At 31.6% G+C, this 16,039-nt stretch carries 16 protein-coding genes and 1 pseudogene; 9 read left to right on the forward strand and 8 right to left on the reverse strand.

The window, feature by feature from the left end; genetic code table 11:
* The first annotated feature begins 49 nt into the window (after positions 1–49).
* Genes ACUSJC_RS15835 through ACUSJC_RS15845 form a run of 3 tightly spaced genes read left to right on the forward strand, consistent with a single transcriptional unit; the run spans position 50 to position 2,839 of the window.
* Positions 50–1,474 (forward strand): ATP-dependent DNA helicase, encoded by a 1,425-nt coding sequence (locus tag ACUSJC_RS15835; protein ID WP_449270556.1) that lies wholly within the window; start codon positions 50–52, stop codon positions 1,472–1,474.
* Positions 1,475–1,483: 9 nt separating this feature from the next.
* Positions 1,484–2,209, forward strand: coding sequence for a 3-deoxy-manno-octulosonate cytidylyltransferase (kdsB, locus tag ACUSJC_RS15840; protein WP_449270541.1), 726 nt, complete (start codon positions 1,484–1,486; stop codon positions 2,207–2,209).
* A 9-nt stretch (positions 2,210–2,218) separates the two neighbouring features.
* Entirely contained in the window at positions 2,219–2,839 is a 621-nt protein-coding gene (locus ACUSJC_RS15845) for a hypothetical protein (RefSeq protein ID WP_449270542.1), read from the forward strand.
* On the opposite strand, the gene ACUSJC_RS15850 is transcribed toward ACUSJC_RS15845, so the two are convergent.
* The gene (locus tag ACUSJC_RS15850) at positions 2,831–3,493 is read right to left on the reverse strand and encodes a spermidine synthase (protein ID WP_449270543.1); all 663 of its coding nucleotides are present in this window, start codon (positions 3,491–3,493) and stop codon (positions 2,831–2,833) included. The two genes, ACUSJC_RS15845 and ACUSJC_RS15850, sit on opposite strands and share 9 nt — an antisense overlap.
* A 154-nt stretch (positions 3,494–3,647) precedes the next feature.
* Positions 3,648–4,136: a hypothetical protein gene (locus tag ACUSJC_RS15855; protein ID WP_449270544.1), complete on the reverse strand. Its 489-nt coding sequence runs from the start codon at positions 4,134–4,136 to the stop codon at positions 3,648–3,650.
* A 96-nt stretch (positions 4,137–4,232) separates the two neighbouring features.
* Here ACUSJC_RS15855 and ACUSJC_RS15860 point away from each other — a divergent pair, with 96 nt between their 5' ends.
* Positions 4,233–4,778, forward strand: coding sequence for a 1-acyl-sn-glycerol-3-phosphate acyltransferase (locus ACUSJC_RS15860; RefSeq protein ID WP_449270545.1), 546 nt, complete (start codon positions 4,233–4,235; stop codon positions 4,776–4,778).
* 65 nt (positions 4,779–4,843) lie between these two features.
* Positions 4,844–5,857, forward strand: a complete 1,014-nt coding sequence (locus ACUSJC_RS15865) for a hypothetical protein (protein WP_449270546.1) — start codon at positions 4,844–4,846, stop codon at positions 5,855–5,857.
* A 56-nt stretch (positions 5,858–5,913) separates the two neighbouring features.
* Here the strand turns inward: ACUSJC_RS15865 and ACUSJC_RS15870 are convergent, their stop codons facing one another.
* On the reverse strand, positions 5,914–6,408 hold the full coding sequence (locus ACUSJC_RS15870; protein WP_449270547.1) for a helix-turn-helix domain-containing protein: 495 nt from the start codon (positions 6,406–6,408) through the stop codon (positions 5,914–5,916).
* A gap of 312 nt (positions 6,409–6,720) precedes the next feature.
* Here ACUSJC_RS15870 and ACUSJC_RS15875 point away from each other — a divergent pair, with 312 nt between their 5' ends.
* The 3 genes from ACUSJC_RS15875 to ACUSJC_RS15885 all read left to right on the forward strand — a co-directional run bounded on the left by ACUSJC_RS15875 (position 6,721) and on the right by ACUSJC_RS15885 (position 8,986).
* Positions 6,721–7,878: a M14 family metallopeptidase gene (locus ACUSJC_RS15875; RefSeq protein WP_449270548.1), complete on the forward strand. Its 1,158-nt coding sequence runs from the start codon at positions 6,721–6,723 to the stop codon at positions 7,876–7,878.
* A gap of 36 nt (positions 7,879–7,914) precedes the next feature.
* Complete coding sequence (locus tag ACUSJC_RS15880; RefSeq protein WP_449270549.1) at positions 7,915–8,394, forward strand: Lrp/AsnC family transcriptional regulator; 480 nt, start codon at positions 7,915–7,917, stop codon at positions 8,392–8,394.
* 82 nt (positions 8,395–8,476) lie between these two features.
* The gene (locus ACUSJC_RS15885) at positions 8,477–8,986 is read left to right on the forward strand and encodes a DinB family protein (RefSeq protein WP_449270550.1); all 510 of its coding nucleotides are present in this window, start codon (positions 8,477–8,479) and stop codon (positions 8,984–8,986) included.
* 45 nt (positions 8,987–9,031) lie between these two features.
* Here ACUSJC_RS15885 and ACUSJC_RS15890 read toward each other — a convergent pair.
* The 4 genes and pseudogenes from ACUSJC_RS15890 to aroB form a co-directional block, all read right to left on the reverse strand.
* A pseudogene (locus ACUSJC_RS15890) lies at positions 9,032–9,328 on the reverse strand (hypothetical protein); the annotation flags it as partial.
* An 85-nt stretch (positions 9,329–9,413) separates the two neighbouring features.
* Positions 9,414–10,385, reverse strand: a complete 972-nt coding sequence (locus ACUSJC_RS15895) for a deoxyhypusine synthase family protein (protein WP_449270551.1) — start codon at positions 10,383–10,385, stop codon at positions 9,414–9,416.
* A gap of 79 nt (positions 10,386–10,464) precedes the next feature.
* Entirely contained in the window at positions 10,465–11,865 is a 1,401-nt protein-coding gene (locus tag ACUSJC_RS15900) for an arginine decarboxylase (protein WP_449270552.1), read from the reverse strand.
* Between the two features lie 292 nt (positions 11,866–12,157).
* On the reverse strand, positions 12,158–13,225 hold the full coding sequence (gene aroB, locus ACUSJC_RS15905) for a 3-dehydroquinate synthase (RefSeq protein WP_449270553.1): 1,068 nt from the start codon (positions 13,223–13,225) through the stop codon (positions 12,158–12,160).
* A 96-nt stretch (positions 13,226–13,321) separates the two neighbouring features.
* On the opposite strand from aroB, the gene ACUSJC_RS15910 reads away from it, so the two are divergent.
* Positions 13,322–14,488, forward strand: a complete 1,167-nt coding sequence (locus ACUSJC_RS15910; RefSeq protein ID WP_449270554.1) for a proline dehydrogenase family protein — start codon at positions 13,322–13,324, stop codon at positions 14,486–14,488.
* Between the two features lie 30 nt (positions 14,489–14,518).
* Here the strand turns inward: ACUSJC_RS15910 and ACUSJC_RS15915 are convergent, their stop codons facing one another.
* Positions 14,519–15,673 carry an MFS transporter gene (locus ACUSJC_RS15915; RefSeq protein ID WP_449270555.1) on the reverse strand — a complete coding sequence of 385 codons (1,155 nt, stop codon included), beginning with the start codon at positions 15,671–15,673 and terminating at the stop codon, positions 14,519–14,521.
* Positions 15,674–16,039: the final 366 nt, after the last annotated feature.

Below are 16,039 nucleotides of genomic sequence, written 5' to 3' on the forward strand. Positions count from 1 at the left end.
AAAAATCATCTGTATCTTTGAAAAAATATATAAGCCTTTTACTTTTATGATGAATTCAGCTTCTTTTTACAAAACCTTAAAAAATCATTTTCCTTTTGAACCTACGCTTAAGCAAGATATTTTTTTTCAGAAAATAGCCGAATTCATCGTCAACAATAACAAGAACCAGATTTTTATCCTCAAAGGTTATGCCGGAACTGGAAAAACAACTATAATTTCCACTTTGGTAAACCAATTAATTAACGTAGAAAAGAAATATATATTGCTGGCGCCAACTGGTAGAGCTGCTAAAGTAATTGCTAATTATTCGCAAAAACCGGCTTTTACCATTCATAAAAGAATTTATTTCCCAAAGAAAAGCAAGTCAGGAGGCGTTTCTTTTACCATGCAGCAAAATAAATTTAAGAATACGGTATTCATTGTCGATGAATCTTCTATGATTTCGGATGCTTCACAAGATACCAAGCTTTATGAAAACGGTTCGTTGCTCGATGATTTAATGTTTTATGTAGAATCGGGTAACAATTGTAAACTGATATTAATAGGAGATACAGCGCAGTTGCCACCTGTAAATTTAGATGTGAGTCCGGCGTTGAATGTAGATACCATGTCGCTTCATTATGATAAAGAAGTGGTTCATATTGAACTCGATGAAGTGATGCGACAAGCCGAATCTTCCGGGATTTTGTATAACGCAACCGAATTACGAGAAATTCTACAATCTCATTTTATAGATCAATTCCAATTTCAGTTAAAAGGCTTTAAAGACATCGTTCGTTTACAAGACAGTTACGATATTTTAGATGCCATTATGGATTCGTTTCGCAATAATGGAGAAGAAGAAACTGCCTTTATTGTTCGTTCCAATAAAAGAGCCAATCAGTACAACCAACAAATTCGGGCTAAAATTTTGAATCGAGAAAGCGAATTGTCTGTGGGCGATTTATTAATGGTTGTCAAAAACAATTATTTTTGGCTAAAAGAGAATTCGGAAGCCGGATTTATTGCCAATGGCGATATTATTGAAGTACTTCGCATTAAATCGATTATGGAATTATACGGATTTAAATTTGCGACCGTTACCATCAGAATGATCGATTACCCCAACCAAGCGCCTTTTGAAACGGTTTTACTTTTGGATACCATTACCAGCGAATCGCCTTCGTTGACGTATGAAGAATCTAACCAATTGTACAATGAGGTGATGAAAGATTACGAAGAAGAAACGGCTCAATACCGAAAATTTTTAAAAGTGAAGAACAATCCGCATTTTAATGCACTTCAAGTGAAATTTTCGTATGCCATTACGTGCCATAAATCGCAGGGCGGTCAATGGAATACGGTTTTTATTGAACAACCTTATTTGCCCAACGGAATTGATCGAGATTACATTAGATGGTTATATACTGCTTTGACAAGAGCAAAAGAAAAAGTATATTTGATAGGTTTTAAAGACGATTTTTTTGAAAATTAACACAATATAATGAAGATAATAGCGGTAATTCCGGCGCGATATGCATCCACACGTTTTCCTGCAAAATTAATGCAAGATTTAGGTGGCAAAACAGTTATTTTAAGAACGTATGAAGCTGCTTTGGCAACACAATTGTTTGACGATGTTTTTGTAGTAACCGATTCGGATTTGATTTTTAACGAAATTCAAAACAACGGCGGAAAAGCTATTATGAGCCAGAAAGAACATGAAAGCGGAAGTGATAGAATTGCCGAAGCTGTTGAAAACATGGCTGTTGATGTGGTGGTTAATGTTCAGGGCGATGAACCGTTTATTGATAAAAAACCGTTGGAACAACTCATTGAAATCTTTAAACAAGATGATGAGAAAAAAGTGGATTTGGCTTCGTTAATGTTTGAAATTGGCGAAAAAGAAGAAATTGAAAACCCGAATAATGTTAAAGTAATTGTAGACCAAAAAGGTTTTGCACTTTACTTTTCACGTTCGGTGATTCCGTATCCAAGAGCTGAAAATGTGGGCGTTCGCTACATGAAGCACATTGGAATTTATGCGTTTAGAAAAGAAGCTTTGTTAGATTTTTATCGTTTACCCATGTTATCTTTGGAAGCTTCCGAAAAATTAGAACAATTACGCTATTTAGAATACGGAAAACGAATTCGAATGGTGGAAACCCAACACGGAAGCATTGGTATCGATACTCCGGAAGATTTAGAAAAAGCCAGAAAAATGATTTAAGCTAAGATTATGACAAATTCTGAAATTCAAAACGCCATTGGTTTTAAACAAGACCGCGTTCAAATTTTAAAGAACAAAATGCAATTATTAGTAGACTTAGAAAAAGAGCGATCGGTTTCAAAATGGAAGCGTTCGTTTCAGAAATTTTATTATAATTCCAGAAACTTCATATTTTTAGGTTTAGCAATATTTTTATTGGCAGTAGCTTTAATTGGTTTACTAAGTCCTAATTTGTTTTTTGTAAATTCAGCGGGATATCAAAAAATAGCAGTGAGTGATTTTAGAACAACGTATAAAGACAAAACACAGAAGACTTTAGACGAATCATTTGCTTTGATCCAAAAGAAAGATAAATCTTTTACGGTTTCCAAAATGCAACAAGGTATTGATCAAACGATTCAACAAAATGCCTTTGAAAAAGGGCAACTAATAATCAGAATTTCAGCTGTATTTTTAATTATTTTATCCATTATGACTTGGGTTGCAGCTAGCTTTTCGAAGAAAATGAAAGTTAGAAATGAATTAGCTGTAAAAACAGATGGTATTATTCACGAAATCATTCAAGATTATGAGTTGATTTTACAAGAAGAAGAACGAGAAATTATTGAATTAAAAAATAAATTAAGCTAGTTTTTTAATCGTAAAGAGTTCGTTGTGTTCTTCTACTTTCGGATACATTCGAACAGAATAATTTTGGTTAAATTTATTTCTGTATTCTTGATTTCGTTCTGAATCATTTTTTGATAAAACCATAGTATTGAATAAGATAAAACCATTTACTTTAAGTAAAAAGTTAATTCTGTTAATAAAGAAATCCTGAAATAAAAAGTTGGGCATTTGCGTATCTTGAAACAGATCAATGATAATCAAATCGTATTTTTCTTTGGTTTTTAGAACAAATTCAAAAGCATCATCAATCACAATTTCCAAGTTTTCAATTTCTTTTAACCCGAAATACTCGTTAGCAATTTCAATAATGTTTTCGTCAATTTCAACACCGGTAATTTTGCCTTTAAATTGAATTTCATCAACCAAAGTTTTAATAACACTACCACCGGCAACACCTAAAACTAAAATAGAGTTAAAGTTTTTTATGCGTTCAAAACCAATGTATTTTAAACCTTTACGTAAAATTCGCTGTAAGCTTCCATAGGAATAGTTCGTATTCAGAGAATCTAAAACCAATTGCCCGTTATTCCACGTAACTTCAAGGTTTTTACTAAAAGCTGACTTTTTTTGATAGATGGTAACAGGAAATAAAAAACTTAAAAGGCGTTTAAACATCAGTAAAAATTTGTTATCGGTTCTCGTCTATAAAATTGTGGCGTAAACTACAAATCAAACCATAACAAATGTAAAATTTAATTTTGAATTTTCGGAAAAAATTTGGAAAACTTGCCCAAACCTAGCCATAATTTATAGACAATATTACCAACAGTTATTTATTAAAATGTCTTCCATACCATTTTAGCTTAAAATCTAAAGTGTCTTTAGTTTCATTGTAAACTCCAGTATATGTAATTACAATTCTGATATCTTTTAAAACTTTTCTAATAATTCGTTTATTTTCTTCAAATGATTTAGAATCCTTTCTGAATGTATATTCTAATAGAATTTTATCCTCGTTTGGAGTTAAAATATACTTATTCGCCTTACTGAAGTTACTATATTTTTCACCATGTTTTAAGGCTGGAACAAAATCAATTAAATACTTTTTTTCTTCTTTTGTTTCATCATTGATAAATTTAATTGATTTTGTTATTAATGGACCAGTTCCTTTATTTTGTAAAATGACGCAAACATGATCTTCATAATCTTTTGGCAATATGTAAGCGATTGGTTTGACAGAAAGATAATTATGTTTCCTTGAAGAAGAATAAGTAATATATGCTACGATTAAAGCACAAATCGATAAAATTGCTTCCATATTTTCAGCTAAAAAGTGAATTATTTTACGCATTGTCGTTTGATAATTGCAAGTAACGTAAATATAATGCTATTTTTGTTGTAAAATTATTAGTTTATGAAACAAATTTTATACAAATTCATCTTCTTTAAACTAATGGGCTGGAAGATAACCGGTTCTTTTCCAAGCGATGTAAAAAAATGTGTTATCGTTGTAGTTCCGCACACTAGTTGGAACGATTTCTTTTTAGGTGTTTTTACTCGAGGTATAGTTGATTTGGAAATGAACTTTGTAGCGAAAAAAGAACTTTTCGTTTTCCCTTTTGGCTATTATTTCAAATGGATGGGAGGAACGCCTCTTAATCGCGCTAAAAATGAAAACAAAGTAGATGCTATTGCTTCTATATTTGAAAGAAAAGAGGTTTTCAGACTCGCTATTGCTCCCGAAGGAACACGTAAAAAAGTAACGGAATGGAAAACCGGATTCTATTATATTGCTCAAAAAGCAAATGTTCCCATTATGCCGGTGGCTTTTGATTATGAACATAAAGAAGTTAAAATTTTTGAACCTTATTATCTAACTTCGGATAAGGATAACGATTTTGATTTCTTACAAAACCTTTTCAGAGGAATAAAAGGAAAATTTCCTGAAAAAAGTTTTTAATTTTTAAAACCAATATTTCATTTTTCTCGTAAGTAGTTAAATAGAAACTATAAATTAATTTACTTATGAGAAAATTTTTATCACTTTCGGCTTTAATTTTCCTTGTTGTATCATGTTCAGATGATGACAGTTACACAGAAGAACCAATCATGGAAATGAGCTACGCTCGATTGGTTACCACTAGTAATACCAGCGGAATGTTGTCTTATCGAGACTTGCTTGAGAGTAATGGAGCAGTCTATTCTTTTGCTTTAAATGGAACCGATAACGACGGAATTTATTTAGACGAAAGCAGTATGGATTTAATTATTGCTTCTCGAACAAATAATAGATTAGAAAAATATACTAATCTGGAATCTTCTGTAGCCGGAACTATGGAAAGTTTGACACTCACTACTTTTTCTTCTGATGTGGAATTTAATAATCCGAGAGAAATAGCAGTTTATGGAGATAAAGTAATTGTTACTCAAGATCAGGCAGAATCAAATAGTAATACAAATAAACTATTAGTATATCAGCATACAACTACCGGATTTTCTTTAATGAAAGAATTTACAGTTGATTTTAAACTTTGGGGCATTCATATTGAAGGAAATGATTTGTTTGCAATTGTAGATTTAACCAGTGACATTGTCCAATTTAGTAATTTTTTCAATAATTCATCCGGTGCTTTAATTCCTACCAAAAGAGTTACAATCGAAGGGTTAATAAGAACTCACGGTATAACACATTGTATAACAGATAATGTTATGATACTTACAGATGTAGGAAGTGCTGCTTCTGATTCTGATGGTGGACTTGTCATTATTAAAAATTTTTCTAGTGTATTTGGATCAACTGCAAATATGGGAACAATTGCTATGAGTAACCAAGAAAGAATTTATGGTCCGAATAGTACACTGGGAAATCCGGTAGACGTAGCGTATGATTACGAAACGAATAAAATTTATGTTGCAGAGAGAGCTAATGAAGGCGGAAAGGTTCTAACTTTTAGCTTTCCAATGACCTCCGGAGATGCAACACCTATTGAAACAAGAATAGAGCCAGGGGTTTCAGGAATTTATTTATTGAGAAATTGATTTTCTTATGGGCATCTTTAATTGGTTTTAGTTAGTAAGGCATTATTTTTAATGCCTTATTTTTTTTGAGTATATCTCATAAAAGTCCCATCAGCATAAAAAATAACAATTGCATCTATAGAAGAAGTGTTTATGGAATTAATCAAGGTCTCTTCCAAAACTTGCGTATTTGATTTTTTTTCTTCAAAAATTTCATTTACGCCATTTTTCGGCTCTTCTGTATTTTCTGATGCACTAAATAAATCATCAGAAGCTGAATTCCATTTTTTAACAGGTTGTGAAAGAGGAGAAGGAGACTCCATTTTTTTCTCTTCTTGAATTTCGGTTTTAGGAAAAGTTCCTTGTCCATTTAAAATCCAGTACAAGTCTACTTCCGGAAAAACCTCAATTACTTTTAAAACAAAATCTAAACTAGGCTTATTTCTACCGGAAAGTAGGTGAGAAAGACTTGAGCGTTGTACCCCAATTTTATCAGCAAAAGAGGAAGCACTCAACCCATAATAGTTGAAGATTTTTTCTAATCTTTTTGTAAATTCATCTATGTTTACCATTGTAAATAGGTATTGAATTAATCTTTTACAAATGTAAATAGTATTAATTAATAATGCAAGTTTACAATTGTAAAACCTACGATTTATTCGTAAATAATTTTAAATTTAAACTTTAATTAAATACTATTAAATAATTGATTTATATAGTTTTAAATTTTAATATTTTGTAATGTTTACAAATGTATCTCTTTGAACACTAAGTATAATTAACACAACTATAGAGATGATTACAAATGTAAATTAAGTGATATTGTTAACTTTTTACAAATGTAAACCTTAACTTGTTTACATTTGTAAAAAGTTAACAATTGAATGAATTATTTAGATATAGCAACACAGTATTTAGTTTCAGAAATCAAAGGAAGATATGTTACTTCACAAATGATTTTACCTTTTATCAACCGATTAAAATCAGATTTTAAAAAGGAAATTGTAGGTCATTCTGTTTTAGGAAAAGAAATTACATTATTAACTTTTGGTCATGGAAATAAAAAGATTTTAATGTGGTCTCAAATGCACGGAAACGAATCTACAACTACTAAAGGACTCTTAGATTTCCTGAACTATTTGAATACAGACGAACATTTCAGTGCATATATTAAGGAGAATTTTACCTTATATATGATTCCAATCTTAAATCCGGACGGAGCTGAAGCGTATACTCGCGTAAATGCCAATCAAATTGATTTAAATAGGGATGCTTTTGAAACGACACAACCCGAAAGTAAAGTGCTTAGACGGTTAGTAGAAGAAATAAAACCTGATTTCTGCTTTAATTTACACGATCAGCGAACTATTTTTGGAACAACAGATCATGATAAACCCGCTACAATGTCTTTTCTGGCGCCTGCATTTAATGATGTAAGAGAATATAATGAAGCTAGAATGCAATCAGTTAGAGTAATTAATGCTATTTTTCAAGGTTTAAAAGACTATATTCCTAATCAGATAGGCCGATTTGATGATAGTTTTAATATTAACTGTATTGGAGACTACTTAATGTCTTGTCAAATACCTACTATTTTATTTGAAGCCGGACATTTTAAAGAGGATTATAATCGTGATGTAGTAAGGAAATTTGTATTTATTGCTTTAATTTCAGCGATTTATAGTATTAACGAAAACGTTATAGTTAATAACGAATTGGAGAAATACTTAACAATTCCTCAAAATTCTTCTTATTTTTTCGATTTTATTTATAAAAACATTAAAATAATTGAAAATAATCAGGAAAAAATAATTAACTTTGCGGCACAGTTTTCTGAAATCCTCCAAAATAATGTAGTAATTTTTGAAGCTAAAATTGCTAAAATAGGGGATTTGCAAGAAAATAAAGGTCATTATGAATTTATAGGGGATGGTGAATTATTTTCAAATGGAAATATAAATTTCCCTGAAATTGGACAAAAAGCTGATTTTAATTTAAATAATATGTTAAAATTTTGCAATGGAATAAAAAATAATGATTAATATTGCGTTAAATATAAATTATAATATAAGCACTTTATGAGTAAGTTTCGTTTAGATGAAGTTGATCACCAAATTTTGGATATGTTGATTGACAATACAAGAGTTCCTTTTACAGATATTGCTAAGAAATTATTAATTTCTGCAGGAACTGTTCACGTACGTGTTAAAAAAATGGAAGATGCAGGGATTATTCAAGGTTCTTCACTTACGTTAGACTATGAAAAATTAGGATACGCTTTTATTGCTTATGTAGGTGTTTTTCTTCACAATACTTCTCAAACTAAATTTGTTTTAGAAAGAATTAGTGAAATTCCTTTTGTAACTGTAGCTCATGTTACAACAGGTAAATTCAATATTTTCTGTAAAATAAGAGCAAAAGATACAAAACATGCAAAAGAAGTAATCTTCATGATCGATGATATTGAAGGTGTTTACAGAACAGAAACTATGATTTCACTTGAAGAAAGTATCAACGATAAAAAACGTTTGATGCATACTATTTTCAAAGAATTATAATAGTTGTTTAAATGAATTATATATTAGTAAATTATTCTAAAATCCCGATTTTTTCGGGATTTTTCTTTTTAAAAGAAAAAAAATGAATTCAAAAGCCTTTGTTTTTGCTCCTTTTTATGCAACCTATGTAGAAAAGGCTTCTCAGTTTGAAAATTTTATAAATGAATTTGAAAAGCAAATGGGAGTTACTTCTGTATTTTTTAAGGATATTCCGGATGAAAAACAGCAATTTTCGTATGCTGAAGGAAAATGGACTCCAAAAGATATTTTATTACACTTAATTGATTCGGAACGGATTTTTGCGTATCGAGCATTGCGTATTGCGAGAAATGATCAAACAGAATTACCAGGTTTTGAAGAAAACGATTATGCAGCTGTCGCTGGAGCGAATTTGAGAACATTAGAAAGTTTATTGGAAGAATATCAAGCGGTAAGAACAGCAACTATTCACCTTTTTAAATATTGGAACGAAGACCAATTGAGTAGAGTTGGGAAAGCTTCAAATTTTTTAGTTTCTGTAAAAGCTTTGGCTTATATCATTTTAGGACATGAGCAACATCATATTACTATAATTAAAGAGCGATATTTATAAATAAAAAAGGAGCTTTTAAAAAAAGCTCCTTTTTTATGTGTTTTAATCTTCTTCAGATTCGTCTGCTATTTCCAAATCTTTCAATGCGTCTAATGAATCGTCATCTGCTGTTTCATCTAAATCATCATCTTCATAATTTTCAATTCTATCAGCTAGTTTAGTACTTACTTTTACTAAGTAAATAGTATCTTCTGTACGAACTTCAACCGCTTCAATGGTCTCATTTTTAGCATTTTTAAAACGGATGATGTCTGTTTCATCATATCCGTCAGGAAATTTCTCAACTAGTAGTGTTAAGATTTCATTTGTCAATTTTGCGTAATCAACAATTACTCTTTTCATTGGGTTGTTTTTTGTCTGTTTTTTTGTCAAATGTAATATCCTAAACGAAAAAATCAAATATTTTCGAGTATTTTTTTTAAAAAAATTACCAACCTAAAACGTACGCAAAAATCAATGGGGCTACAATTGTTGCGTCTGATTCTACAATGAATTTTGGAGTAGTAATATCTAATTTACCCCAAGTAATTTTTTCATTAGGTACAGCTCCTGAATACGATCCATAACTGGTCGTTGAATCTGAAATTTGACAGAAATAAGCCCAGAAAGGAACATCATGCATTTCCATATCCTGATATAACATTGGCACAACACAAATAGGAAAATCTCCGGCAATTCCACCACCAATTTGGAAGAAACCAATTCCTTTACCTTCACAGTTGTCACGGTACCAATCTGCTAACCACATCATATATTCCACACCACTTTTCATAGTAGTAGCTTTGAATTCTTGCTTAATACAGTAAGAAGCAAAAATGTTACCCATAGTACTGTCTTCCCAACCTGGAACTACGATAGGTAAGTTTTTCTCAGCTGCAGCAACCATCCAAGAATCTTTAGGGTCAATTTCGTAATATTGCTCTAAAACTCCAGAATTGATCATTTGGTACATAAACTCATGAGGAAAATATCTTTCTCCTGATTTGTCTGCTTTGTTCCAAATATCGTATAAGTGAGATTGTAAACGACGGAAAGCTTCTTCTTCCGGAATACAAGTATCTGTTACACGATTGTAGTGATTTTCTAATAAATCCCATTCTTCTTGTGGAGATAAATCGCGGTAGTTAGGTACTCTTTTGTATGAGTTGTGTGCTACCAAATTCATAATGTCTTCCTCAAGATTTGCTCCTGTACATGAAATAATATGAATTTTATCTTGACGAATCATTTCTGCTAATGATTTTCCTAATTCAGCAGTAGACATAGCTCCGGCTAAGGTAACCATCATTTTACCATTGTCTAATAAATGTTCTTCATAACCTTTTGCTGCATCAACTAAAGCTGCAGCATTAAAATGTAAATAATGTTTTTCAACAAATTGACTAATTGGTCCCTTCATTTTTTTTGTTTTAAATCTAAGCGTAAAGCTTCCTATTTTTTAATGTAAATATCTAATTTTTAATTGGTACATTGACCAACTATTTTTTATTGTATCCTAAAATTTCTAATACATCTTCGGCTTTTTGCTGTTCTGAGAAAATTTCAGTAGCAATAATTCCGTTTTTGTCTCTATCGATTAAAATATGTTTAGGTTGTGGAATTAAACAGTGATGTAGACCACCAAAACCGCCAATAGTTTCCTGATAAGCGCCTGTATTAAAGAATCCTATATATAATGGTTTTTCTTTGTTATATTTTGGCAAATAAACCGCATTCATGTGCTGCTCTGAGTTGTAATAATCATCGCTATCACAAGTTAAACCGCCTAATAGAACTCTTTCGTAAGCATCATTCCAACGATTAACAGCCATCATTACAAAACGCTTGTTAATTGCCCAAGTATCCGGTAATGTTGTAATGAAAGAAGAATCGATCATGTTCCAGTTCTCACGATCGTTTTGTTGTTTTTGGTACAAAACTTCGTAAATAGCTCCACCTGATTCACCAACGGTAAACGAACCGAATTCAGTATAGATATTTGGAACTTCAATTTCAGCTTCATCACAAGCAATTTTAATTTGGTTCAAAATTTCTTCAATCATGTATTGGTAATCGTAATCAAAAGCTAACGAACTTTTAATTGGGAAACCACCACCAATATTTAAACTATCAAGTGAAGGACATTCTTTTTTCAAAGCAATGTACACTTTCATACATTTTAATAATTCGTTCCAATAATAAGCAGTATCGCGAATACCGGTATTGATAAAGAAGTGAAGCATTTTTAGTTCCACTTTTTTATTGTCTTGAATTTGTTTACGGTAAAAAGGAACAATGTTTTTGTACCCAATTCCTAAACGTGACGTATAGAATTCAAATTTGGGTTCTTCTTCTGCGGCAATACGAATTCCTATTTTGAATTTACCTTTAATTTGCTCTTGCAATAGGTCTAATTCTTCATAATTATCAATTACAGGAATGGTGTTTTTGTGTCCGTTATTAATTAAACGAGCAATGTTTTCAACATATTGTTCTCGTTTAAAACCATTACAAACGACAAATGTATTTTTATTGATTTTTCCGTCTTCGATCAATTTTTCAACAATATTGATATCATAAGCTGAAGAAGTCTCGATATGAATATTGTTTTTTAAAGCTTCGTCTAAAACAAATTTAAAATGAGAGCTCTTAGTACAATAGCAATAAAAATATTTGCCGTCGTAATCTAATTTTTCCATAGAATTACGGAACCACGTTTTAGCTCTCTTGATATTTTTAGAAATTTTAGGAAGATAGGTAAACTTCAACGGTGTACCATACTCTTCTACTAATTTCATAAGGTCAATGCCGTGAAATTGTAAATTATCTTTATTTAAAGTAAATTCTTCTTGAGGAAAATAAAATGTTTGATTAATTAAGTCGTAATAACTTGTCTTCATCTATAAAAATATTAATAAAGGTTAAAAAAATAAGTCCATTAAAAAATCAAGGGTAGCTTACTTTTTAAACTCTAATATTAGCAAAAAAAATAGGAAGTTTCTCATGAAATGCTTTTAAAAGCATAAATAAATCGATGAAAGCATCAAAAAACAAACTGATAGCAGACTTTAAAAGTTTGCTTTTAGGAGTACTCACTAGATTAGTACTAAAGTTTGTTAGTTTTAGTTCTTTCATTGGGACAAAAGTAAAAAATATTGCCTAAAAAAATGCAAATATAAAATTAAAAAAAGTTTACTTTTGATAATCTTCAAAAGCATTGTAAATCAAATCGTTATCACAGAACTGATTGATTTTAATTTTACCGATACTTTCTAATAATGCAAATTGTACTTTTCCAAACTCATTTTTCTTATCATAAATCATTAAATCAATGATATTTTGAATGTCTTTTTCATTGAAATCTACAGCTTCATAAATATCGTTTAAATGGTACTTGATTTCTTGATATTCTTCCGATGTCAAATAACCTTTTGCCATAGACAAGTAAGCTTCTAAGATCATTCCTAAAGCAATAGCTTCACCATGTAAAAGATTCTCTTTATTTTCATTTTCAAGAAAATAACTTTCAATAGCATGACCTAAAGTGTGTCCGAAATTTAAAGATTTTCGAATACCATTTTCTGTTAAATCTTCTGAAACAACACTGTTTTTTATCTCAACAGATTGATGAATTAAATTATCTAAATCTTCTGTATTTAAGTCTTTTAAGTTTTTAAATTTATCCCAATAGGTTCTGTCAGCAATTAAGCCGTGTTTTAGCATTTCAGCCAAACCTGAACGCATTTCACGTGCTGAAAGACTGGATAAAAAAGCAGTATCGATTAAAACGGCTTTGGGTTCGCGAATAATACCTATCTGGTTTTTCAGATTTCCTAAATCCACACCGTTTTTTCCACCTACCGAAGCATCAACCATTGATAGTAGAGTAGTGGGAACGTTAATAAAATCAATTCCTCTTTTAAAAGTACAAGCCACAAAACTTCCCAAATCAGTTACTACACCACCACCTAGATTTAAAACGATACTTTTACGATCGCCGCCTAAATCAGTCATAGCTTGCCAGACTTCCAAACAAGTAGCAATGTTTTTATATTGTTCGCCGGCTTCTAATTCAATAATTTCTATAGTAATTTCAGTAACTAACTGTGATAAAAAGACAGGTAAACAATATTGAGATGTATTTTCATCAACGATCACAAATATCTTAGAATAGCGTTCCGGAGTTAGCAATTCCGCTAAATAATGATAACAATTTTCATTAAAAAAGATCTCGTAATGGTTGGCTTTTATAGTTTGCATTATAAAAATTAATTTTTCTACAAAATACGGTAATTTTTATTTAAAATAATAGGGTTACTGAAGTATATTTGCACTACAATTTTATGATTTCTTAAAATGGAAAAGATATTCAACAACACGGAAGTTGCTTTTGCTTTAAAAAGCGATACCGAGTTAGAAAGAGCTTACTTTTTATTCAAGTTAATTGAAAGTGAGCCGTTAGTAAGAATTGGAACAGCGGTGACCAATTTTGCTTTGAAAGCACATTTGCCGGTAGAAGGTTTAATTCGTTCTACTGTTTTTGATCATTTTTGTGGTGGTGTTAATGAAAATGATTGTTTAACTGTGGTTGATAGAATGTTCACCAAAGGTGTTTCTTCTGTTTTGGATTATTCAGTAGAAGGAAAAGAAGAAGAAGCTCAGTTTGATGCCGCTCTAGAAATTACACTAAAAACCATTTATTTTGCCAAAGAACGTTTGGCAATTCCTTTTGCAGTTTTTAAACCTACTGGTTTCGGACGTTTTGCTCTTTACGAAAAAATAGGCGAAGGTAAAGAGTTAACGGAAACTGAAAAGGCTGAATGGAATAAAGTTGTAGAACGATTTGATAAAGTTTGTAAAACAGCTCATGATTTAGATGTTGCGCTTTTAGTTGATGGTGAAGAAACTTGGATGCAAGATGCTGCCGATGATTTAGTAGCTCAAATGATGCGCAAATACAACAAAGAAAAAGCGGTTGTTTACAATACGTTGCAAATGTATCGTTGGGATCGATTAGATTATCTTAAAAAATTACACGAAGAAGCAAAAATTGAAGGTTTCCACATCGGGATGAAGTTGGTTCGTGGTGCATACATGGAAAAAGAAAACAACCGAGCGCAAGAAAAAGGATATAAATCGCCTATTTGTGTGAGCAAACAAGCTACGGATGATAACTATAATGCTGCTGTATTATATATGGTAGAGCATTTGGATCACATGGCTATTTTTGCAGGAACACACAACGAAGAAAGTTCGTATAAATTAATGGAATTGATGGAGCAGCAAAAAATAGCTAAAAATGACAAGCGAATCTTTTTTGGACAATTGTATGGAATGAGCGATAATATCAGTTATAATTTAGCTGAAAACGGCTATAATGTTGCCAAGTATTTGCCTTTTGGTCCTGTACGAGATGTTATGCCGTATTTAATTAGAAGAGCCGAAGAAAATACTTCTGTAGCCGGACAAACCAGTAGAGAATTGAGTCTACTAAAAAAAGAAAAGGAAAGAAGAAAATTATAAAAAAATGCTGTCAATTTTGACAGCATTTTTTTAAGCTCTATTTGTTCTATATTGTTTGATGTATAATAAACAAAGGGTAAAACCTAAGAAAGCCATTAGCGAACCAATTAGAGAAGGGTAGTTGTATGGTAATCCTCTTTCTAACGGAAGTCCGCCAAAGAAAGCACCTAAAGTATTAGCAATATTAAAAGCAGCTTGCATGAAGGCTGCCGCAATCATTTCTGAGTTTTTTGCAGACGACAACATCATCATATTGATTGGGGATGAAACCGACATGGATAATCCTCCGCAGATAAAAGTCATGAGTAATGAAACGGCTTTGTATTCTGAAAAATAAAAGACAACTAGTAATGCCAATGTCATGGTGAAAAGTAAAATAGCTCCAGCTTTAGCCGGACTCATTTTATCGGCGATTACACCACCTAAAATATTACCTAAAACCATTCCGGCGCCCGCCAAAATCATAATATAAGCTGTGCTATTTTCTGAAAAATTCGCCACATCGGTCATTAAAGGAGTAATATAGCTAAACCAAGCAAATAAACCTCCAAATCCAATTGCAGTGATCAACATTACATGCCAAGCTTGTTTGGATTTTAGAAAGGCAAATTCGGCTCGTCCGGTACCACTGCTGAGTCTAGGTAAATCGGGAAGCCACAATCTTAAAGTAGACAAAGTGACTAAACCTAAAATACCTACAATTCCAAAAGCTATTCGCCAATTAAAAGTGTGTCCGATATAGGTTACTAAAGGAACCATAGCTAGATTTGCAATAGTTAAGCCAGTAAACATCATAGCAATACTTTGAGCTTGTTTTCCAGGAGCTGCCAAACGGGTTGCAACTACAGTTCCCACACCGAAAAAAGCCCCATGAGGTAATCCGGATAAAAAGCGTAAAAAAAGCATACTCCAATAATTAGGAGCAAAAGCTGAAAGTCCGTTGAATATGGTAAAAAGAATCATTAAATAGGTTAGAATCTTTTTAGGAGGATGTTGAGATGCCATAGCTACTAAAACAGGAGCTCCAACAACAACACCAAGTGCATAGGCTGATATTAAATGACCGGCTTGAGGAATACTTATTTGTAAACTTTGAGCAACATCGGGTAAGATTCCCATAATTACAAATTCTGTAGTTCCAATGCCTAAGCCACCTAAAGCTAAAGGTAATATATTCTTTTTCATTAAAAGTTAAAAATAGGGTTGGTTTTCAAGTGTGCAAAGATGGAGGAACTATTTCTTTTTTACAGATTCAAAAACGTTAAGAGATGTTAAAGTTCAGGATTAATGAACATTTATAGGAAAGGTATAAAAACAAAAAAAAACACATTTCTGTAGGATTTAGTTTTTTGTGGGCGATGAGGGGTTCGAACCCCCGATCCTCCCGATACAATCGGGATGCTCTGAACTAGCTGGGCTAATTATTTTTTTGGTTAATTAAATCTTGAATTTTAGTTTTACTTTTCCATTTTTTAATTTCTTTTTCTCTCAGAATAGCTTCTCTTTGCAAAATAAACTCTTCCTTATAAACTAATATCCAATCATTTGTTG

This window comes from Flavobacterium sp. U410 (genome assembly GCF_053570605.1).